General features: G+C 69.6%; 19 protein-coding genes. 14 read left to right on the top strand and 5 right to left on the bottom strand.

All coding sequences use genetic code 11. From position 1 onward, the window contains the following. Positions 1-3 precede the first annotated feature (3 nt). Both FXO18_RS16175 and FXO18_RS09750 read left to right on the top strand, forming a co-directional pair. Positions 4-138, top strand: a complete 135-nt coding sequence (locus FXO18_RS16175) for a hypothetical protein (protein ID WP_268884932.1) — start codon at positions 4-6, stop codon at positions 136-138. A 167-nt stretch (positions 139-305) separates the two neighbouring features. Continuing rightward, positions 306-701 carry a hypothetical protein gene (locus tag FXO18_RS09750; protein ID WP_149360931.1) on the top strand — a complete coding sequence of 132 codons (396 nt, stop codon included), beginning with the start codon at positions 306-308 and terminating at the stop codon, positions 699-701. A gap of 71 nt (positions 702-772) precedes the next feature. Here FXO18_RS09750 and FXO18_RS09745 read toward each other — a convergent pair whose 3' ends face one another. Both FXO18_RS09745 and FXO18_RS09740 read right to left on the bottom strand, forming a co-directional pair. Then, complete coding sequence (locus FXO18_RS09745) at positions 773-2,287, bottom strand: PH domain-containing protein (RefSeq protein WP_235900587.1); 1,515 nt, start codon at positions 2,285-2,287, stop codon at positions 773-775. After that, the gene (locus tag FXO18_RS09740) at positions 2,284-2,781 is read right to left on the bottom strand and encodes a PH domain-containing protein (protein WP_149360930.1); all 498 of its coding nucleotides are present in this window, start codon (positions 2,779-2,781) and stop codon (positions 2,284-2,286) included. The genes FXO18_RS09745 and FXO18_RS09740 overlap by 4 nt, the downstream gene beginning before the upstream one ends. A gap of 68 nt (positions 2,782-2,849) precedes the next feature. Between FXO18_RS09740 and FXO18_RS09735 the strand changes: the two genes are divergently transcribed. The 5 genes from FXO18_RS09735 to FXO18_RS09715 all read left to right on the top strand — a co-directional run bounded on the left by FXO18_RS09735 (position 2,850) and on the right by FXO18_RS09715 (position 8,944). Continuing rightward, positions 2,850-5,441, top strand: a complete 2,592-nt coding sequence (locus FXO18_RS09735; RefSeq protein WP_235900586.1) for a bifunctional FO biosynthesis protein CofGH — start codon at positions 2,850-2,852, stop codon at positions 5,439-5,441. A gap of 226 nt (positions 5,442-5,667) precedes the next feature. Then, complete coding sequence (gene fdxA / locus FXO18_RS09730; protein ID WP_149360928.1) at positions 5,668-5,991, top strand: ferredoxin; 324 nt, start codon at positions 5,668-5,670, stop codon at positions 5,989-5,991. 1 nt (position 5,992) lies between these two features. After that, entirely contained in the window at positions 5,993-7,096 is a 1,104-nt protein-coding gene (gene dapC, locus FXO18_RS09725) for a succinyldiaminopimelate transaminase (RefSeq protein ID WP_149360927.1), read from the top strand. Between the two features lie 63 nt (positions 7,097-7,159). Further along, positions 7,160-7,525, top strand: coding sequence for a hypothetical protein (locus FXO18_RS09720; RefSeq protein ID WP_149360926.1), 366 nt, complete (start codon positions 7,160-7,162; stop codon positions 7,523-7,525). Positions 7,526-7,534: 9 nt separating this feature from the next. Beyond that, a complete protein-coding gene (locus FXO18_RS09715; protein WP_149360925.1) occupies positions 7,535-8,944 on the top strand; it encodes an acyl-CoA synthetase in 1,410 nt (469 codons plus the stop codon). 208 nt (positions 8,945-9,152) lie between these two features. Here the strand turns inward: FXO18_RS09715 and FXO18_RS09710 are convergent, their stop codons facing one another. After that, positions 9,153-10,523, bottom strand: a complete 1,371-nt coding sequence (locus tag FXO18_RS09710; RefSeq protein WP_149360924.1) for an amino acid permease — start codon at positions 10,521-10,523, stop codon at positions 9,153-9,155. 67 nt (positions 10,524-10,590) lie between these two features. Further along, entirely contained in the window at positions 10,591-11,568 is a 978-nt protein-coding gene (gene dapD / locus FXO18_RS09705) for a 2,3,4,5-tetrahydropyridine-2,6-dicarboxylate N-succinyltransferase (protein ID WP_187774290.1), read from the bottom strand. A 116-nt stretch (positions 11,569-11,684) separates the two neighbouring features. On the opposite strand from dapD, the gene dapE reads away from it, so the two are divergent. Continuing rightward, positions 11,685-12,749: a succinyl-diaminopimelate desuccinylase gene (gene dapE / locus FXO18_RS09700; protein ID WP_149360923.1), complete on the top strand. Its 1,065-nt coding sequence runs from the start codon at positions 11,685-11,687 to the stop codon at positions 12,747-12,749. Here dapE and FXO18_RS09695 read toward each other — a convergent pair. Continuing rightward, the gene (locus tag FXO18_RS09695; protein WP_149360922.1) at positions 12,734-14,914 is read right to left on the bottom strand and encodes an MMPL family transporter; all 2,181 of its coding nucleotides are present in this window, start codon (positions 14,912-14,914) and stop codon (positions 12,734-12,736) included. The genes dapE and FXO18_RS09695 overlap by 16 nt on opposite strands. Positions 14,915-14,962: 48 nt before the next feature. Here FXO18_RS09695 and FXO18_RS09690 point away from each other — a divergent pair, with 48 nt between their 5' ends. Genes FXO18_RS09690 through FXO18_RS09665 form a run of 6 tightly spaced genes read left to right on the top strand, consistent with a single transcriptional unit; the run spans position 14,963 to position 19,035 of the window. Beyond that, entirely contained in the window at positions 14,963-15,400 is a 438-nt protein-coding gene (locus FXO18_RS09690; protein WP_149360921.1) for a MarR family winged helix-turn-helix transcriptional regulator, read from the top strand. Positions 15,401-15,448: 48 nt separating this feature from the next. Next, positions 15,449-16,315: an LOG family protein gene (locus FXO18_RS09685; protein WP_149360920.1), complete on the top strand. Its 867-nt coding sequence runs from the start codon at positions 15,449-15,451 to the stop codon at positions 16,313-16,315. 20 nt (positions 16,316-16,335) lie between these two features. Then, positions 16,336-16,860, top strand: a complete 525-nt coding sequence (locus tag FXO18_RS09680; RefSeq protein WP_149361281.1) for an LOG family protein — start codon at positions 16,336-16,338, stop codon at positions 16,858-16,860. A 53-nt stretch (positions 16,861-16,913) separates the two neighbouring features. After that, positions 16,914-17,789, top strand: coding sequence for a dihydropteroate synthase (gene folP / locus FXO18_RS09675; protein ID WP_149360919.1), 876 nt, complete (start codon positions 16,914-16,916; stop codon positions 17,787-17,789). Next, complete coding sequence (locus FXO18_RS09670; RefSeq protein ID WP_149360918.1) at positions 17,786-18,739, top strand: glucosyl-3-phosphoglycerate synthase; 954 nt, start codon at positions 17,786-17,788, stop codon at positions 18,737-18,739. The genes folP and FXO18_RS09670 overlap by 4 nt, the downstream gene beginning before the upstream one ends. Continuing rightward, on the top strand, positions 18,736-19,035 hold the full coding sequence (locus tag FXO18_RS09665; protein ID WP_149360917.1) for a DivIVA domain-containing protein: 300 nt from the start codon (positions 18,736-18,738) through the stop codon (positions 19,033-19,035). The genes FXO18_RS09670 and FXO18_RS09665 overlap by 4 nt, the downstream gene beginning before the upstream one ends. Positions 19,036-19,210 lie beyond the last annotated feature (175 nt).

Genomic DNA, 19,210 nt, shown 5'->3' with positions numbered 1-19,210 from the left:
TCCATGGACCTCATCGCTTGGATCCTGAATCCTGTCGCTTACCAGCAGGAGATCTCGAATGCCTACTGGGATTTCATCTACGGCGCCGTCGAGAACTACAGCAACTACCTGGCACAGATCGGCTACCCGCGACGGTGATGCGCGCGGCCCGCTCCCAGGGCAGCCAGGCAGCCAGGCACCCAGGCATCTAGTCGCACCGCTTCGGAGAGGCAGGAACCGTGAACGTGGCGTCGCGATCCACTACGAGCATCCATCGTGGCCGCAGCAGCATGCCGGCGTGGGCCGGTCCGCGGCAGCGGCCCACCATGAGCGCATCCCGCCTCGATCCCTACATCGTGGGCGTGCTCGTCATTGACGGCATCCTCCTCGCGGTACTGTCGATCTTCCTGCTGCCCAGCCAGCTCGAAGGGGTGCCTTTCCCGTATGCCGTGCTGATCGCTGCGGTCGGCAACATCCTGCTCGTCGAAGCGGGCCTGCGCCTCGGCTACACCATCAGGCGGGCGGCCGCGCCCATCATCGCCTGGACCGCAGTAGTGCTGCTGGCGTTCCTCGGCGGTCCCGGTGGCTCGATGCTGCTGCCCGGCCACGATCCTCGTGGCCTCTACCTGCTCATCGGTGGTCTCGTGCCGGTCGCGTTCTGGATGGCGCGGGAATCCATGCTCGACAACAACACCGGGACCACGCCGGCGTCCCAGCGCTGAGCCGGGCGCACTGAGCTGGGCACACTGTCTGCGGCACACCGTTTGGGGCACACTCACCTGGGCCCGAGCAGCTAGGCGCGAGGCAGCGACTGGACCATTCGTGGCGTGACCGCCGCGATGATGTCCCATGCCCACGGCTCGGGAACATCGATCACCTGATAGGCATCGGCCCCGGCAGGAGTGGCAGCGGTAAGCGTGGCCAGCCCTGCGCGGCGCTGGAAGTACGTCTGCCGCACGCTCCAGCCGACGATGCCCTCGGCATCGACCATGTCGCGGGAGCGCAGGAGCGACCCGCTCTGGCAGACCAGCCACCCCGCGGGCGTAGCGTGCCCGAGGGAGCGGTACCGATCGAGGCCCAGGCCTATGGACGCCGCGAGCAGCAGCCCCGCCGCGAGCCACGCCCACCAGGGGAGCGGGGCCCCAGCGAGAGAAGCGATCGCCAGCGCGGCAAGGACGAGCACGGGCGGCGCGAGCGCCCGGAACATGCGGCGCCGCAATGCTGCGCTGCCATGCCCGCGCAGCGCCACATGCATGACGCCGGGATCACCCACCACCGCGGCCGCGACCTCTTGCGCGCGGTGCCGGGGCGCATCGGGCAGCACCAGGGCCGAGGTGCCGGAGGATTCGCCGATGCCAGTCATGATGGCCCGTGCCCGCGCCCCGCCGCCGAGGCGCAGCAGCACCGGTTCCTCGATGGACACCCCGCGCAGCCGGCGCCGGTCGAGGGTGCTCTCGCGGGTGGTCAGCAGGCCGTGCTCGACGCGCAGCACGTGGCCGTCGTCGTGGAGGGTGAATCCGGAGTAGGACAGGATGTAGCGGGCGATGGCGATGGCGCTCGCCGCGGCGAGCACGGCCAGCACCGCGAGGGCGGACGCGACGAGGGGGCCGAGCTCGCGACCGAGCGACGCGGCATCCTGCGCCAGCCCCGAGTTCGCGATGCGATCGATCGCGGCGCCGGACTGGAAGAACAGGCCCATCCCGGCGCCGATCGCCACGAGACCGGTGTAGCCCAGCGGCGCGTAGCGCATCCAGGAGGCCTGCCAGTCGGCGAGCTCGGTGCCGGGATCTCCCTGTGCGCCCGAGGCATCCGAATGGCTCCCCGGTTCAGTGTCATCGCTGTCGGCCGGGGTGCTCGGCACCAGCAGCACAGCGCGGAGCTCGGGGACGGCCTCGGCCGCGATGGCGTCGAGCTCGAACCCGGAATCGTCGGTGCCGGTGCCGATGCGCAGCACCGTGAGGCCCAGGACGCGGTGCAGCACCGTGGCGTGCGTATCGACTGATCGGACGCGCGAGCGCGGCACGGAGAGCACGTTGCGCTGCAGCAGCCCGCGCTTGAGCTGCACGTGATCAGGGCCGACGCGGTACCGGGTGGTCAGCCAATCGATCGTCGCGACGTAGACGAGCCCCGCGGCGGCGATGAGCAGCCACGCTGGGTTGCCGGTCTGGGCGCCGAGGATGAGCGGCACCAGCAGCGCGGGCAGCGCCCTGAAGCCCGCTGTGACGGGCTTGACGAGCAGCATGCGGGCGTCGAGGCGGCGCCAGGGCACGGCCTCATCGGTGATGGCGGATGATTCGGGCGCGCTCACGTGGCATCCCCGCGGGTCTGTGCCGCGATGTCGGTCAGATCGCGGACGGTGCGCTCGGCGACGTCGAGGTCGAGCGCGGGGATGGTCACCGCCCCGGCGGAGGAAGCGGTGGTGACGGTGACCGTCGCGAGCCCGAGGAGACGGTCGATCGGCCCGCGGGTGGTATCGACGGTCTGCACGCGCGAGATCGGTGCGATGCGATGCTCCTGCACGAGCCACCCCTGCCGGGTGTGCACGGCCTCGTCGGTGATCTCCCAGCGGTGCACCCGGTACCGCCACAACGGAACGCCGATGGTGTGCAGCGGGGCGAGCACCAGCGTCGCGGCGCCCGCCGCGACCAGCGGCCAGCCGATACCGGGCCGGAGAACGGCAAGAGCGAGCTGGGCGACGATCAGCACGAGCCACAGGATCAGGATTCCCGATGCCCACAGCAAGGGAGCCTTGCGGCTGGGCCGCCATGCCGGGTCGGCCAGCTTGCTCGTTGGATCATCCATACTGCGACTTTACGGACGGTAGGCGTTGCCCGCTGGTCGGCATGGCAGGTTTGGAGCATGATCGGGGGGTGACTTCCCACACCCCGAACGCTGTCCCCGCCTCCGCTGTCCGCCGCGTGCTGCGCCGGGCCCGCGACGGTGTGACCCTCAATGAGGCCGAGGCGACGGTCGCGCTGCAGGTGCGGGGTGCTGACCTCGAGGCGTTGTGCGTCGCGGCGGGGCGGGTGCGCGATGCTGGCCTGCGCGCGGCATTCCCCGGCTGGGATGGTCCGCTGCCTGTCTCGTACTCGCGGAAGGTGTTCATCCCGCTGACGCGCCTGTGCCGGGACCGCTGCCACTACTGCACGTTCGTGACGGTGCCAGGCAAGCTGCGCGCGGCGGGGGAAGGGATGTTCCTCGACCCGGACGAGGTGGTGGCGATCGCTCGTCGCGGCGCGGAGCAGGGCTGCAAGGAAGCGCTGTTCACGCTCGGGGATCGCCCCGAGGATCGATGGCCCGAGGCTCGGGAATGGCTCGAGTCGCGCGGCTACCGCTCCACGCTCGACTACGTGCGCGCCATGGCGATCCGGGTGCTCGAGGAGACGGGCCTGCTGCCGCACCTCAATCCCGGGGTGATGTCGTGGGACGAGATCGCGCGGCTCAAGCCGGTCGCGCCGTCGATGGGCATGATGCTCGAGACAACGGCACGCGCCTTGTTCGAGACTCCCGGCGCGTGCCATCACGGCAGCCCGGACAAAGACCCGCAGCGGCGGCTGCAAGTGCTGCGCGATGCTGGCCGCCATGCCGTGCCGTTCACCACGGGGATCCTCGTGGGCATCGGCGAGACCGTGGAGGACCGCGCCGAATCGCTGTTCGCCATCCGCTCGGTGCACCGCGAGCTCGGGCACATCCAGGAAGTGATCGTGCAGAACTTCCGCGCCAAGCCGGATACCGCGATGCGCGCCACCCCTGATGCCGACCTCGAGGAGTTCCTCGCTACCGTCGCGGTGGCCCGGCTCGTGCTTGGCCCCGGCATGCGCATCCAGGCCCCGCCGAACCTGGTCTCGCCCGAGGAGTCGCGGCGCCTGATCGCGGCCGGGATCGACGACTGGGGCGGAGTCTCCCCGGTCACCCCCGATCATGTGAATCCCGAGCGGCCGTGGCCCGAGCTCGAGGCCCTCGCCGCGATCACCTCCGACTGCGGGTACCAGCTCGTCGAGAGGCTGACCGCCCATCCCCGCTACGCGCGCGCCGGGCAGCCCTGGATCGACCCGCGCGTGCGCCCGCACGTCGCGGCGCTGCTCGACCAAGCCACCGGGCTCGCCCGCGACACTCGCCCCGCCGGGCTTCCCTGGCAGGAGCCCGACCCGGACTGGACGTCCTCGGGCCGTACCGATCTGCATGAGGACATCGATCTCGATGGTCGCCGCACGGAGCATCGCAGCGATCTCGACAGCGCTTTCGGTGACTGGGATGTCGTGCGGGGCCGTGCCGATACCAGCGAGGGGAGCAGCCAGGCGCCCGAGCGCCTCGAGGCCGCGGTGCTGCATGCCCTGCGCCGCGCCGAGAATGACCCCGCTGGGCTCTCCGACGATGAGTACCTCGCGCTCGCGCACGCCGATGGGCCAGCCCTGCGGGCGCTGGCCGAGCTCGCCGACGGGATCCGGCGCGACACCGTGGGCGATGAGGTCACCTACGTCGTCAACCGCAACATCAACTTCACCAACATCTGCTACACCGGCTGCCGGTTCTGCGCGTTCGCGCAGCGCAAGGGCGACGCCGATGCCTTCACCCTCTCCAGCGCCGAGGTCGCCGACCGTGCCTGGGAGGCGCATGTCGGCGGCGCCACCGAGGTGTGCATGCAGGGCGGCATTGACCCGGACCTCCCCGTCACCGCGTATGCCGACCTCGTCCGCGCCGTCATCGAGCGGGTCCCCGGGATGCACGTCCATGCCTTCAGCCCCATGGAGATCGTCAACGGCGTCGCGCGATCCGGGCAGCCGCTGCGCGAATGGCTCCGCGAGCTGCGCGCGGCGGGCCTGGGCACGATCCCCGGCACCGCTGCCGAGATCCTCGACGACGATGTCCGCTGGATCCTGACCAAGGGCAAGCTGCCCGCGAGCAGCTGGATCGAGGTCATCACCACCGCGCACGAGGAAGGGCTGCGGTCGAGCTCCACCATGATGTATGGGCACGTCGACAAGCCACGGCACTGGGTCGCCCACCTGCGGGTGCTCCGCGACATCCAGGACCGCACCGGCGGCTTCACCGAGTTCGTGCCCCTGCCGTTCGTGCATCACAGCGCTCCGCTCTACCTCGCCGGTGCTGCTCGTCCCGGGCCCACACCGCGGGAGAACCAGGCCGTGCACGCGCTGGCCCGCATCATGCTCCACGGCCGCATCGACAACATCCAGACCAGCTGGGTCAAGCTCGGCACCGAGGGCACCCGGCTGATGCTCCGCTCCGGCGCCAACGACCTGGGCGGGACCCTGATGGAGGAAACGATCTCCCGCATGGCCGGCTCGCAGCACGGCTCCGCCCGCACCGTCGCCGAGCTCGAGGACATCGCCCACGGCATCGGGCGGCCCCCCCGTCAACGCACCACCACCTACGGGACGGTCGAGCAGACCACGGTCGCGGTGGGCTCCCGGGATTTCGAGCGGGACGCTGGGTGCCGGTAGGCTAGGAAGTGCTTGCGGCCCTGGGCGGCGCGCGCCGGGGTGAGGGAACCCTGGCATGATCGGGTGCCCGCGGTTGCGTGATAATGATGCACGTGGGCCGTTCGGCATGGCTGATCGTGCTCGGCCCAGTGTTGCGCAGGCATCGCGTTCCGCACAGCCCGCGGGACGTGTCACCACAATGGCGGCCATACCATGACGGCCAGGCGAGTAGGACAGGAGAACTGCAGTGACGTATGTCATCGCAGAGCCGTGTGTCGACGTCCTCGACAAGGCATGCATCGAGGAATGCCCTGTCGACTGCATCTACGAGGGCGAGCGGATGCTCTACATCCACCCCGACGAGTGCGTGGATTGCGGCGCGTGCGAGCCTGTGTGCCCGGTCGAGGCGATCTTCTACGAGGATGACGTTCCCGATGAGTGGGACGACTACGTCGCGGCCAATGTTGACTTCTTCGACGAGCTCGGCTCGCCGGGCGGCGCGGCGAAGGTTGGCAAGAAGGCGTTCGATCCCGCGTTCATCAAGGAACTGCCCCCGATGAACGAGGAGTGACGTGCATCGCACTCCTGTGGCGCGCGTGCTTCCTGACTTCCCCTGGGACTCGCTCGCAGGCGCCAAGAAGCTCGCGCAATCCCACAGCGACGGCATCGTCGACCTGTCCGTCGGTACACCGGTGGATCCCGTAGCGCCGATGATCCAGGAGGCGCTCGCCTCGGTCGCCGCCCAGCCCGGATACCCCACCACGCACGGCACGGCCGAGTTCCGCGAGGCCGCGGCCGGATCGATGGCTCGGCGCTACGGCATCAGCGGCATCGATCCAGGCGCGGTGCTGCCCGCGATCGGGACGAAGGAACTGATCGCCTGGCTGCCCCGCCTGCTCGCCGTGGGCGCCGGGGATACCGTCGTCATCCCCGAGCTGGCCTACCCCACCTACGAGGTGGGCGCGCTGCTCGCCGGTGCCGGGGTGCTCCGCGCCGACAGCACCGTAGCGATCGGCCCGCAGCGCGTGCCGCTGCTATTCATCAACTCGCCCTCCAACCCGACCGGGCGCGTGCTCGGTGTGGATCACCTGCGCAAGGTCGTCGAGTGGGCACGGCAGCGCGGCACCATCGTGGCCTCGGACGAGTGCTACCTCGGCCTCGGCTGGGACGCCGAGCCCGTGTCGATCCTCGATGAGCGCGTGTGCGGCGGCAACCACGAGGGCCTGCTCGCGGTGCACTCGCTGTCGAAGACCTCCAACCTCGCCTCCTACCGGGCGGGCTTCATCACCGGGGATCCCGAGCTCGTGGGAGACCTCCTCGCGGTGCGCAAGCACGCAGGCATGATGGTGCCCCTGCCCATCCAGGCCGCCGCCTCAGCAGCGATGTCCTCGGACACCCATGAGCAGGAGCAGAAGGAGCGCTACCGGCAGCGTCGTGACGTGCTCCGTCCTGCTCTGCTCGCGGCAGGGTTCCGCATCGACCATTCCGAAGCAGGGCTGTACTTGTGGGCAACGCGCGGTGAACATGGTCGCGATACTGTCCAGTGGCTCGCCGAGCGCGGTATCCTTGCCGCGCCGGGTGAGTTCTACGGGCCGACAGGCACGCAGCATGTGCGGATCGCGCTGACAGCAACGGACGAGCGCATCGCGGCCGCAGCGCGGCGGCTAGCACCCTAGCCACCGCCAGCACGTGGCGGGCTCCAGCACCCAGTCGTGCCCAATGTGAGAGGAGAACCGCAGATGCCAATTCCACTAGTTCCGATCGCGGTCGGCGTGGGCGTCGCGGCGTTCGGAGCGGGCCGCAAGTTCCTGAAGAACCTCGAGGTCACCCGCGAGGCAGATGAGGCCAAGGCGCGAGCACGCGGCGCATACCTGCAGCTCGCCTTCGCCGTCGATACCATCCGCGCCGACAATGATGAGGTCGCTGCCGGGCACCTGGCCCAGGCCAAGGACAGCCTGGACAACGCGCGCGTGATGCTCAACGTCGCCACCACCGCTGAAGCCGCCGACGCGGCCGAGGAAGTCATCAACGAGGGCTTCGACCACATCGAGCGTGCCTGCACGGCACTGGGCATCGAGCCGCCCCAACGATTCTCCGATGTCTGACCGGCCCTGATGGCCCCCTCACTGCTTGCTTCTCTTCATGCCTCGCCCGCTAGCGAGGCAGTCTCGCCCGCGGTCACCATCGGCGGCACCACCTTCACGCGCGAATCCCTGATGGGTGCAGCGTCTGCTGTGGTTCCGCGCATCCGCGGTGCCCGGGTCGTCGCCGTGCATGCCCGGCCAAGCCTCGAGACGGTCGTGGCCGTCGTCGGCGCGCTGACCGCCGGGGTCACTGTGGTGCCGGTTCCGCCCGATGCCGGGCCGGACGAGATCACCCACATGCTCACCGACTCCGGGGCGCAAGCCTGGCTCGGCACCCCTCCCGAGCATGATGCCGCTGCGCGATTGCCGCGCATCCCTGTGCGGGTCCACGCCCGTGACTGGCACCATCATCCCGAGCCTGCCGCGCACAGCACCGCGTTCATCATCTACACCTCGGGCACCACCGGTCGGCCCAAGGGTGTCATCCTGAGCCGCCGCGCCATCGCTGCGGGGATCGACGCGCTCGCCGATGCCTGGGGCTGGACCGCCCGCGACACGCTGGTGCATGGCCTGCCCCTGTTCCACGTCCACGGGCTCGTCCTGGGCCTCATCGGCCCGCTGCGCATCGGCAGCCCCCTCATCCACACCGGCCGGCCCACTCCGCAGGCCTATGCGGAGGCCGCCGGAACCCTCTACTTCGGCGTTCCCACCGTGTGGCATCGCCTCGCGGGCGAGCCCGAGCACGCCCGCGCGCTCGCTAGCGCCCGCCTGCTCGTCTCCGGCAGCGCGCCCCTGCCCGCCACCGTGTTCGCGGCGATCAAGGAGCTCAGCGGCCACGAGATCGTCGAGCGCTACGGCATGACCGAGACCCTGATTACCCTCAGCGCGCGAGCGGCCGGGCCACGGCGACCCGGTCACGTAGGCACCCCCTTGCCGGGCCTGTCCACTCGCATCGTCGATAGCGCCGGTCACGAGCTGCCCCGGGACGGCGCCAGCATCGGGGTGCTCCATGTGCGCGGCCCCATGCTCGGCGACGGCTATCTCGGCAACGCGGCCGCCACGGCAGCGAGCTGGACCAGCGAAGGATGGTTCGTCACCGGGGACATCGCCGCCATCGAGCCGGACGGGACGCATCGCATCGTGGGCCGCGAATCCACCGACCTCATCAAGTCGGGCGGCTACCGCATCGGAGCGGGCGAGATCGAGAACATCCTGCTCGATCATCCTGCCGTTGATGAGGTCGCGGTGGTGGGCGTGCCCGATGATGACCTCGGGCAGCGCATCGTCGCGCACGTCGTGGGCAGTGACGCCGACCCCGACGAACTGATCGATTGGGTGGGTCAGCGGGTGTCCGCGCACAAGCGGCCCCGCGAGGTGCGGATCGTGCCCAGCCTTCCCCGCAATGCTATGGGCAAGGTGCAGAAGAAGCGGCTGGGCTAGTCGCGAGCCTCCGGCCGCGCGGAATCCGGCACCGCGATTTCGGCCTCCTGCCACCCTTGGCCGGTTCTGACCACCCTTGAGTGCTAGCGACCACCCAAATATCGGTGGCAGCTGTGCGTAGCCGTGGCAGGTGCTCGCGAAGGATGGCAGCTGCAACCCGACCGCCACATCCAGCCTCGGCGTGCCCAGCAACACGCCTTCCAGCGAGCTATGCCGCGCGCGCCCGCCGGTGGTTGAGCATGCCGAGCGCGGTGAGCAGCAGGCAGAAGATCGCTGTGGAGATCAACTGATCGCGGGCATCAGCATCGGTGAGCATCAGGACGATGAGTCCTGCCAGCATCGCTAGCGCCAGCCACGTCAGGTACGGGAACAGCCACATGCGCACGGCGAGCGGGCCCTGCGCCTCCAGCCGGCGGCGCAAGCGCAGCTGCGCGATCGCGATGAAGATCCAGATCACCAGCAACGAGGCGCCCACGGCGTTGAGCAGGATCCCGAGCAGGGTGCCCGGCAGCCACCAGATCAGCGCGACGCTGATGAAGCTGAGGAAGACCGACAGCAGGATCGCGAACAGGGGCACGTCGTTGCGGGTGAGGCGAGTAAGGATGCGGGGGCCATCGCCGCGGCTCGACAGCGAGTATGCCATCCGCGAGGTGGCGTACATCTGAGCGTTGTAGGCAGATAGCAGCGCCGCGACCACAACGAACTCCATGAACCCGGCCACGTACGGGATGTTGGCGAGGTTGAGCACCGAGACGAACGGGCTCTGCGCGATGGTCTCGGAGTCCCACGGCAGCAGCAGCACCATGATGGCCACGGACCCGATGTAGAACAGGCTGATGCGCCAGATGACGCTGCGCACCGCGAAGCCGATGCTGCGCTCCGGGTCGCGGGATTCGGCGGCGGCGATGGTGACGATCTCGATGCCGCCGAACGCGAACGCCACGATCAGCAGGCCCGCCGCGATGCCCCCGATGCCGTTGGGCAGGAATCCGCCGTGCTCGGTGAGGTTGACCAGGCCGACAGGATCGGTGCCAGGCAGCAGGCCGAGGACGAGTCCCGCGCCGAGGATGAGGAACGCCACGATGACGGCAACCTTGATCAGCGCGAACCAGAACTCGAACTCGCCGAAGTTGCCCACGCTCGAGAGGTTCACCGCCGCGAAGAAGGCCACGATCACCGCTGCGATCGCCCATTGCGGCACGTCGGGCAGCCACGAGTGGAGGATCGCCGATGCGCCGGTGATCTCCGCGCCGATGACCATGACGAGCAGCGACCAGTACAGCCAGCCCATCACGAATCCCGCGACCGGACCGATGCCGATGCGCGCGTAGTGGGAGAACGATCCGCTCGCAGGGATCGCGGCGCCCATCTCGCCGAGCATGCGCATCACCAGGATCACGATGAAGCCGGCGATGCAGTAGGAGACAAGGATGCCCGGGCCCGCCGTGGAGATGCCCGCGCCGGTGCCGAGGAACAGGCCCGCGCCGATGGCGGAGCCGAGGCCCATCATCGTGAGGTGGCGGACCTTCAGCCCATGGCCGAGGTTGCCGGACTCGGTGGCGGGCGATGCTGTGCTCATGGGCGCGGGCTTTCTGCGTGGACGCATCGCCCTGGGAAAAAAGCCAGGGCGATGCGGCAGGTGGTGGCTAGTCGTTCGCGTGCAGCGCGGCGTTGAGCTCGACGCCGGTGCCCTCGCGGGGAACGACCTCGACCGCGCCGGAGACCGAATTGCGGCGGAACAGCAGCCCGTTGCGGCCACTGAGCTCGCGCGCTTTGACGGTGGTGGACTGGCCCTCGGCGATCACGGTCACCTTCGTGCCCGCGGTGACGTAGAGCCCGGCCTCGATGACGCAATCATCGCCGAGGGAGATGCCGAGCCCGGCGTTGGCCCCGAGCAGGCAGCGCTCGCCGACGACGATGGTTTCCTTGCCGCCGCCGGAGAGGGTGCCCATGATCGAGGCGCCACCACCGACGTCGGATCCGTCGCCCACCACGACGCCGGCGGAGATGCGGCCCTCGACCATGGAGGAGCCGAGCGTTCCGGCGTTGAAGTTGACGAACCCCTCGTGCATCACGGTGGTGCCGGGGGCGAGGTGCGCGCCGAGGCGCACGCGGTCAGCGTCGGCGATGCGCACGCCGCGGGGCACGACGTAGTCGACCATGCGGGGGAACTTGTCGATGCTGTAGACGGTGACGGGGCCGTGGCGGCGCAGCAGCGCCCGCACCTTCTCGAAGCCGTCCACCGCGCAGGGACCGTAGTTGGTCCACACGACGTTGGCGAGCAGGCCGAACTGGCCGTCGAGGCTCAGCCCGTGCGGTGCGACCATGCAGTGCGACAGCAGATGCAGGCGCAGGTAGACGTCATGGGGATCGAGGGGGGCGTCGCTCAGCTTGGCGAGCGTGGTGCGCACGGCGACCTTGCGGACGCCACGGTCGTCATCGGCGCCGACGAGGCCGATCAGCTCGGAAGGGGTGTCAGCCGTGTTGAGCACCTCGGTGCCTGCCGGGCCGAAATCACCGAGCATCGGTTCGGGGAACCAGGTGTCGAGCACGGCCCCGTCGTTGGTGATGCTGGCGATGCCGACCGCTTGGGCGCCGGTGGAGGATTTCACTGGAGTACTCACGAGCACAAAGGTTACATTCCGGCGGGTCCCCGGTCACGGGCTCGTGCGGGTGAGAGATGGCGCACTGTCGCCGCAAACGGTCGAGGCGGTCCGGGGCGTGTGATTAACCTGGAAAAATGAGCCTCGACTTGCGCGCAGACCCGATCGATCTCACCGCCGCCCTCGTGGACGTCCCGAGCGAGTCCCACCACGAGAAGCGACTGACGGACATGGTGGAGATCGCGCTGCGCGAGCAGGCTCCCGCCTTCGAGATCGAGCGCACGGGCAACGTGGTGCTCGCGCGCACCAACCGGGGCATGGCGCAGCGGGTGATCCTCGCCGGGCACCTCGATACCGTGCCCATCGCCGACAACGTGCCCTCGCGACGGGAAGGCGGCATCCTGCATGGCTGCGGCACGGTGGACATGAAGTCCGGCGATGCGGTGTTCCTGCATCTTGCCGCGACGCTGGAGAACCCGCGGTTCGATCTGACGCTGATCTTCTACGACTGCGAGGAGATCGCGGCCGAGCACAATGGCCTCGCCCGGATCGAGCGGGACATGCCGGAATGGCTCGAGGCGGATGTGGCGATCCTCGGTGAGCCCACGGCCGGGGTGATCGAGGCTGGCTGCCAGGGCACGCTGCGGGTCAATCTCGCCGCCACGGGCACGCGCTCGCACACCGCGCGCGCCTGGATGGGGGAGAACGCCATCCATCGCCTCGCCCCGGTGCTGGAGCGGCTCGCGGCCTACGAGCCCCGGTCGGTCGACATCGATGGCTGTGTCTACCGCGAGGGCTTGTCGGCCGTGCGCATCGACGGTGGCGTCGCCGGCAACGTCGTGCCCGATGCGGCGTCGGTGGATGTGAACTTCCGGTTCGCCCCGGACCGCTCCGGCGAGCAGGCCCTCGACCATGTGCGCGAGGTGTTCGACGGCATCGACCTGGAATGGACGCTCACCGACATGTCCCCGGGCGCGCTGCCTGGCTTGTCCAATCCTGCTGCGGCTGAGCTGGTGCGGGCGGCGGGCTCGGTGCGCGCCAAGTACGGCTGGACCGATGTGTCCCGGTTCGCCGCGCGCGGCGTGCCCGCGGTGAACCTGGGACCCGGGGACCCGAACCTGGCGCACCGGCGCGACGAGCATGTGCCGGTGCACCAGATCACGGATGTGTGCGAGACGCTGCGGGCCTACTTGAGCAGCTGATCCACCGTCACCTTGTCGCTGCCCTCCTCGTAGCGGTGACGGCCGCCCTCGTGCCGGTCCGGGGAGCCCGGCCACCAGATCCGCGGCCCGGCCTCGCGCACCACGGCGGGCACGAGCAGCGAGCGCACGATCAGCGCGTCGAGCAGCACGCCGAACGCGACGATGAACGCGATCTGCGCGAGGAACAGCAAGGGGATCACCGAGAGCGCGGCGAACGTCGCGGCGAGCACGATGCCAGCTGAGGTGATGACGCCGCCGGTGACGACGAGCGCGCGCAGCACGCCGTCCCGGGTGCCGATGCGTCCTGCCTCCTCCCGCGCCCGGGTCATGAGGAAGATGTTGTAGTCGATGCCGAGCGCGACGAGGAACACGAACGCGAACAGCGGGATGGCGGGGTCGGCTCCCGGGAAGCCGAGCACGTGGTTGAACACCAGCGCGCTCGCGCCGAGCGTGGCGGCGAAGGACAGCACCACCGTGGCCATCAGGAACAACGGGGTGAGCAGCGAGCGCAGCAGCAGCGCGAGGATGACGAACACCACGAGGATCACCATCGGGATGATGACGGTGCGATCGCGGGCGGAGGTGTCGTTGGTGTCGAGCTGCAGTGCTGTCTGCCCTCCGACGAGCGTGTCCGCGCCGTCGACCTGCCCGAGCTCGGAGCGCAGGTCACGGACCGTGCTCTCGGCCGCCGCGGAATCCGCCGCGTCGATGAGGGTGGCCTCGATCCGCACGAGCCCGTCGCGGACCATCGGCTGGCCGGTCGCGGGGTCGGTGGTCGCGGAGGCGTCGGAGATGCCGTCGATGCGGGTGGCGGCGAGAACCGGATCGAAGGCCTCGGCATTGGCGATGATGATGACCGGGGATCCGGTTCCCGCGTCGAAGTGCTGCTCGAGCACCTCCTGGCCCTGCTGCGAGTCCACGGGAAGCAGGAAGAAGTCCGATTGCGCCACGCCATCGGCGCGCAGGGTGGGCAGGAACGCGGCGAGCGCGAGCAGGCCGATCAGCGGCACGACCCAGTAGCGGCGCGGGCGAGCTTCGATCCGGCGGGCCAGCTTCGCCCACACCGACCGGGACTCATCGCTTCCGCCAGCGGCGCTCGTGGGCTCGAGGCGTGGCCGGTAGGGCCAGAACGCCGAACGCCCGAGCAGGGCGAGGACAGCGGCGAGGAACGTCATGGTCGCGACGAACGAGGCGACGATGCCCAGAGCGGCAACGGGCCCGAGGCCGCGGTTGGAGTTGAGATCGGAAAGCAGCAGGCAGAGAACGCCAGCGATGACGGTGCCCGCGGACGCGGCGATCGGCGGCAGCGCGGCCTTCCAGGCCCGGGCCATCGCGGCGAACCGGTCCTCGTGGTGGTGCAGCTCCTCCCGGTAGCGGGCGACGAGCAGCAGCGCGTAGTCGGTCGCGGCGCCGAAGACGAGGATGAACAGGATGCCCTGGCTCTGCCCGTTGAGGGTGAGCGTCCCGGCATCCGCGAGCAGGTAGACGAGGAAGCTGGCGAGGCTCAGCGCGAGGATGGCGCTGGTGACCACGATGAAGGGCAGCAGCGGGCTGCGGTAGACGACGACGAGGATGATGATGACGACGATGGCGGCGACGCCGAGCAGCAGGCCATCGATGCCAGCGAACGCCTCGCCGAGGTCGGCGGCTTGCCCGCCGGGGCCGGTGACGAGGACGGTGAGGCCATCGGGCGCGCGGGCAAGGTTGTCGCGTAGCTGCTCGACGGTGTCGGCGACGTCGATGCTGGTGTCGAGGGGCACGATCACCTGCAATGCCTCGCCGTCCTGAGAGGGGATCGGGGGCGAGGGGGGAGCGGCGTAGCCGGGCTGCCCAGCGGCTCCAGCAGTGGTTTCCTGGAGGAAGGCGGTGTCCTCGGCAGTGATGCCGCTGGAGCGCTCGGCGATAATGATCGCGGGCAGGGCCTCGTTGTTGGTGAACAGGGCCTGGAGCTGCTGGACCTCGGTGGATTCGGCGGACGCAGGCAGGAAGGATGCGGAATCGTTGACCTGCACCTCGCTAAGCTTGCCCGCGAAGGGACCAGCGACTCCGCCGAGCGCGAGCCAGCCGATGAGGAGAAGCGCGGGCAAAAGCCACCGAGCGCGGCCGCGCGCGCGGGGCGAATCCGGTCCGGGGGGTTCTGGGGAGGGGGTGTCGGTGAGCGCCATGATCACATTATTGTTCAGCACGCTGAACAATGCACGGGGAGGAACGGAATGAACGACGACGATCTCGCTGACTGGCCCACTGGTCGGCTGCTCTCCGTCGCCGCGCGCCGCCTCGAGCACGCCTGGGAGCAGGTGCTCGCCGAGCATGGCCTCACCCATGCCGGGCTCATCGCGCTGCACTGCTTGGCCGATGAGCCGCAGTACCAGCGCGAGATCGCGCGCCGCTGCCGCGTCACCGACCAGACCATGAGCCGCACGCTCGACAGGCTCGCCGAGCTCGGCTGCATCACCCGCCACCGCGACGCCGCCGACCAGCGCCGCACCCAGGTGCGCATCACCGAGACCGGGCGGCAGCGGTACCAAGCGGTCGTGCAGCAGGAACGCAGCGACCCGCGGCTGATCGCGGGCCTCGACGATCAGAGCGAGCTGCGCCGCCACCTGCTCGCCCTCATCGCCCACCTCGAGCGCTCCGGTCCCAGCCACTGACGGGTCCCCGCCGTCGAGCGTTGCCGGGCGTCCCGATACTCTCGCCGCATGGCGCCCGACGACACGCGAGACGACGCACACCACCCCCGCCACACCTGGGACCAGCAGCGCGGGCCCGTCCGGCTGCGCCGCGACATCGACTGCGACGACTCCACGACCGACCAGCGACTCCTCGATCAGCGAGGCCCCAGCGACTGGGTGCACACCGATCCGTGGCGAGTGATGCGCATCCAGGCCGAGTTCGTCGAGGGCTTCGGCGCGCTCGCCGAGATGCCCCGCGCCGTATCCGTGTTCGGCTCGGCGCGCACCGCGCCAGGAACCGGCGAGTACGAGTCAGCCCGCCAGATCGGTGCAGCGCTCGCCGCCGCCGGCTATGCCGTGATCACCGGTGGCGGCCCGGGCGTGATGGAGGGCGCCAACAAGGGCGCGAGCGAGGCAGGGGGGCTCTCGGTCGGGCTGGGCATCGAGCTGCCGTTCGAGCAGGGCCTCAACGACTGGGTGGACCTCGGCATCGATTTCCGCTACTTCTTCGTCCGCAAGACGATGTTCGTCAAGTACGCGCAAGCCTTCATCTGCCTGCCGGGCGGCTTCGGCACGCTCGACGAGCTGTTCGAGGCTCTGACGCTGGTGCAGACCCGCAAGGTCACGAGGTTCCCGATCATCCTGTTCGGCACGCGCTTCTGGGGCGGCCTGGTGCAGTGGATCAAGGACCAGCTGCTCGAGAACGGCAAGATCTCGCCCCACGACGTGGCCCTGATCCACGTCACCGACAGCGTCGCCGAGGCGATCGCGATCATCGATGCGGCGCAGGACCACATCCATGAGGCCCTCGCCGCCCCGCGCGCCGCGAACGTGCCCGCCCCGCGCGCAGCGGATGGATCTGCCCCGCGCGCAGCGGATAGGCCGGTGCCGTGAGCGGGGCGCGGGGCCAGCGCATGGTCGCGGTGTATTGCGCCTCGGGCCCGGTGCCCGAGGAGCACCTGCAGCTTGCTTCCGAGGTCGGTGAGGCGCTCGGAGATCGCGGCTGGGGCCTCGTCTCGGGAGGCGGCAACGTGTCGATGATGGGTGCCGTCGCCACGGCGGCGCGGGCGGCAGGCGCCTGGACAGTGGGTGTCATCCCGAAGGCGCTGGTGCATCGCGAGGTCGCCGATACCGAGGCCGATGAGCTGATCGTCACCGACACGATGCGCCAGCGCAAGAAGCACATGGAGCAGCGCGCGGATGCCTTCCTGGTGCTTCCGGGCGGCATTGGCACGCTCGAGGAGTTCACCGAGGCATGGACGGCGGGCTATCTCGGCATGCATGACAAGCCCGTGGTCATCCTCGACCCGGGCGGTCACTACGACGGGTTCTTCGACTGGCTGGAGTCGCTGCGCCCGAGCGGCTTCGTCGGGGACGCCGCGCTCGCGCGGATCTCACGCGTCCGTTCTCTCGGGGAGGCTCTGGACCGCTGCGGATAGCTGTTCACCTGCCGGTACGGCATGCGTGGGAGAGATCGTGCCACGATGGAAGCATGCAAACCGGTGAGGCGTCGACGCTGTGTGGCCGGCCCGTGGCCGCGGATCGGGCCCTGGTCATGGCGATCGTCAACCGCACGCCCGACTCGTTCTACGACCGTGGCGCCCATTTCCGCGACGACGCCGCGATGAGCCTGGTGGATCGCGCGGTCGAGGAGGGCGCGGACATCATCGACATCGGTGGCGTCAAGGCTGGTCCCGGTTCGCTCGTCGATGCAACGGAGGAACGGCGGCGCGTGGTGCCCTTCGTCGAGGCCGTGCGGGCTGCCCACCCGGGAATCATCATCAGCGTCGACACCTGGCGGTCGGAGGTCGCGCGCGAGGCATGCGGGGCCGGTGCCGACCTGATCAACGACACCTGGGCCGGGCATGATCCAGGCCTGGTGCATGTCGCTGCGGAGCACGGCGCGGGCATCGTCTGCTCCCACACCGGCGGGGCACAGCCGCGAACGAGGCCGCACCGCGTGCGCTACCGCGATATCGTCGCCGAGGTGGCCGAGGAGCTGCAGCAGGCAGCGCAGCGGGCGAGCGCAGCGGGGGTGCGACCGGACGGCATCCTCATCGATCCGACGCACGATTTCGGCAAGAACACCTTCCACGGCCTCGCTTTGTTGCGTCGGCTAGACGTTCTCGTGAAGACTCCATGGCCTGTATTGATGGCGCTCAGCAACAAGGATTTCATTGGTGAAACCCTGGATGCGAGCCTCACGGAGCGATTGGAGGGCACGTTGGCCGCGACAGCTATAGCCGCATGGTCCGGCGCCCGGGTGTTCCGGGTGCATGAGGTGGCGCAGACCCGCCGCGTGCTCGACATGGTCGCCGCGATCGCAGGCACGAGGCAGCCCGCCCGCACGGTGAGGGGACTGGCGTGACCATCACCCCCCTGCGCCACGAATGGCTGCGCACCCATAGCTGGGACTCCATCCCATGGTCGATCCCCGAACTAGTGGCCGCCAAGCGGGGACGCACCATCTCGGTCGTGCTGCCCGCCCTCGACGAGGAAGCCACCGTGGGCTCGGTGGTCCGCTCGATCACACCGCTCCTCGGATCGCTCGTCGATGAGCTGATCGTGCTGGACTCCGGCTGCACCGATGCCACGGCAGCCCGGGCACGAGCCGCTGGCGCGACAGTCATCAGCCGCGAGGAGGCATTGCCGGGGATCGTGCCGGTCGCGGGCAAGGGCGAGGCGCTGTGGCGCGGCGTGGCAGCGAGCCGGGGCGATCTCATCGTTTTCGTTGACTCGGACCTGATCGATCCCGATCCCATGTTCGTCCCCGGCCTGGTCGGCCCGCTGCTGATGCGCCACGGCGTGGAACTCGTCAAGGGCTACTACCGCCGGCCCCTCAACGATGGCTCCGGGGTGGACGAGCACGGCGGCGGCCGGGTCACCGAGCTGGTGGCGCGCCCCCTGCTGACGGCGCTGCGCCCGGAGCTCGCCGCGGTCTTCCAGCCGCTCGGCGGCGAGTACGCCGGAACCCGTGACCTGCTGGCCGCCATCCCGTTCGCGCCCGGCTACGGCGTGGAGATCGGCATCCTGCTCGATGCGTACCAGCGCCACGGCATGCCAGGGATCGCGCAGGTCAACCTGGGTGTCAGGCAGCATCGCAACCGGCCACTGAGCGACCTCGGCTTCATGAGCCGCCAGATCCTCGCGACAGCGCTGGATCGGCTCGGCATCGCGGACTCGGGAACGCCACTCACCCAGTACATGCCGTCCCCCGAGGGCCTGCGCTCGCGCACCGAGCCGGTGCAGCTCGAGGACCGCCCGCCGCTCACCGGGCTCGCGAGCGGCGTGCTCGAGGAGGAGCGCAAGCGGGCATGATCACGTTGCTGCTGTATGTCCTGGGCATCGTCGGGGTGGCGGTGGTGCTGTTCGTCCTCGCCGCGCTGGCATTCGGGCGGGGCGAGGATGTACCACCGGTAGCACCGGGAACCACCCCCACCTGGCTGCCTCGTGACGAAGTGACCGGGGCGGACGTGCAGGCAGTACGGTTCCAGCAGGTGCTGCGTGGCTACAAGGCTGCCGAGGTCGATTGGGTGCTCGACAGGCTCGCGCGCGAGATCGATGAGCTCCGCGAGCAGGTGCGCGACCTTGAGCGGACAACCGGGAGGGGCTAGGGGCGGATCGCCCGGGCCCGTGGATACGCGGAAACTGGTGTCGTGGCCGGTGTTCGAGCGTGTCGCGGGGGATAATCGGAACGTGCTGCTTGGCGTGCCGCCCCTTGTGGGTGGATGGGACGGTCTGCCGTCGCGCGGACTAGACTGAGATGCCTGGCATCGGCAGCCCCGGATC

This window comes from Lolliginicoccus suaedae (assembly GCF_008312885.1).
GTDB lineage: Bacteria > Actinomycetota > Actinomycetes > Mycobacteriales > Mycobacteriaceae > Lolliginicoccus > Lolliginicoccus suaedae.
The sequence above is the reverse complement of the archived record's forward strand: the minus strand, read 5'-3'. Positions and strand labels throughout refer to the sequence as shown.

Bases quoted from the DNA above. Each gene is read 5' to 3' on its own strand.
- FXO18_RS09690 (WP_149360921.1), top strand. From the start codon at position 14,963: ATGAACGACGACGATCTCGCTGACTGGCCCACTGGTCGGCTGCTCTCC.
- dapE (WP_149360923.1), top strand. From the start codon at position 11,685: ATGAGCCTCGACTTGCGCGCAGACCCGATCGATCTCACCGCCGCCCTC.
- FXO18_RS09715 (WP_149360925.1), top strand. From the start codon at position 7,535: ATGGCCCCCTCACTGCTTGCTTCTCTTCATGCCTCGCCCGCTAGCGAG.
- FXO18_RS09750 (WP_149360931.1), top strand. From the start codon at position 306: ATGAGCGCATCCCGCCTCGATCCCTACATCGTGGGCGTGCTCGTCATT.
- FXO18_RS09720 (WP_149360926.1), top strand. From the start codon at position 7,160: ATGCCAATTCCACTAGTTCCGATCGCGGTCGGCGTGGGCGTCGCGGCG.
- folP (WP_149360919.1), top strand. From the start codon at position 16,914: ATGCAAACCGGTGAGGCGTCGACGCTGTGTGGCCGGCCCGTGGCCGCG.
- FXO18_RS16175 (WP_268884932.1), top strand. From the start codon at position 4: ATGGACCTCATCGCTTGGATCCTGAATCCTGTCGCTTACCAGCAGGAG.
- FXO18_RS09710 (WP_149360924.1), bottom strand. From the start codon at position 10,523: ATGAGCACAGCATCGCCCGCCACCGAGTCCGGCAACCTCGGCCATGGG.
- FXO18_RS09665 (WP_149360917.1), top strand. From the start codon at position 18,736: ATGATCACGTTGCTGCTGTATGTCCTGGGCATCGTCGGGGTGGCGGTG.
- FXO18_RS09685 (WP_149360920.1), top strand. From the start codon at position 15,449: ATGGCGCCCGACGACACGCGAGACGACGCACACCACCCCCGCCACACC.
- FXO18_RS09740 (WP_149360930.1), bottom strand. From the start codon at position 2,781: ATGGATGATCCAACGAGCAAGCTGGCCGACCCGGCATGGCGGCCCAGC.
- FXO18_RS09695 (WP_149360922.1), bottom strand. From the start codon at position 14,914: ATGGCGCTCACCGACACCCCCTCCCCAGAACCCCCCGGACCGGATTCG.
- FXO18_RS09680 (WP_149361281.1), top strand. From the start codon at position 16,336: ATGGTCGCGGTGTATTGCGCCTCGGGCCCGGTGCCCGAGGAGCACCTG.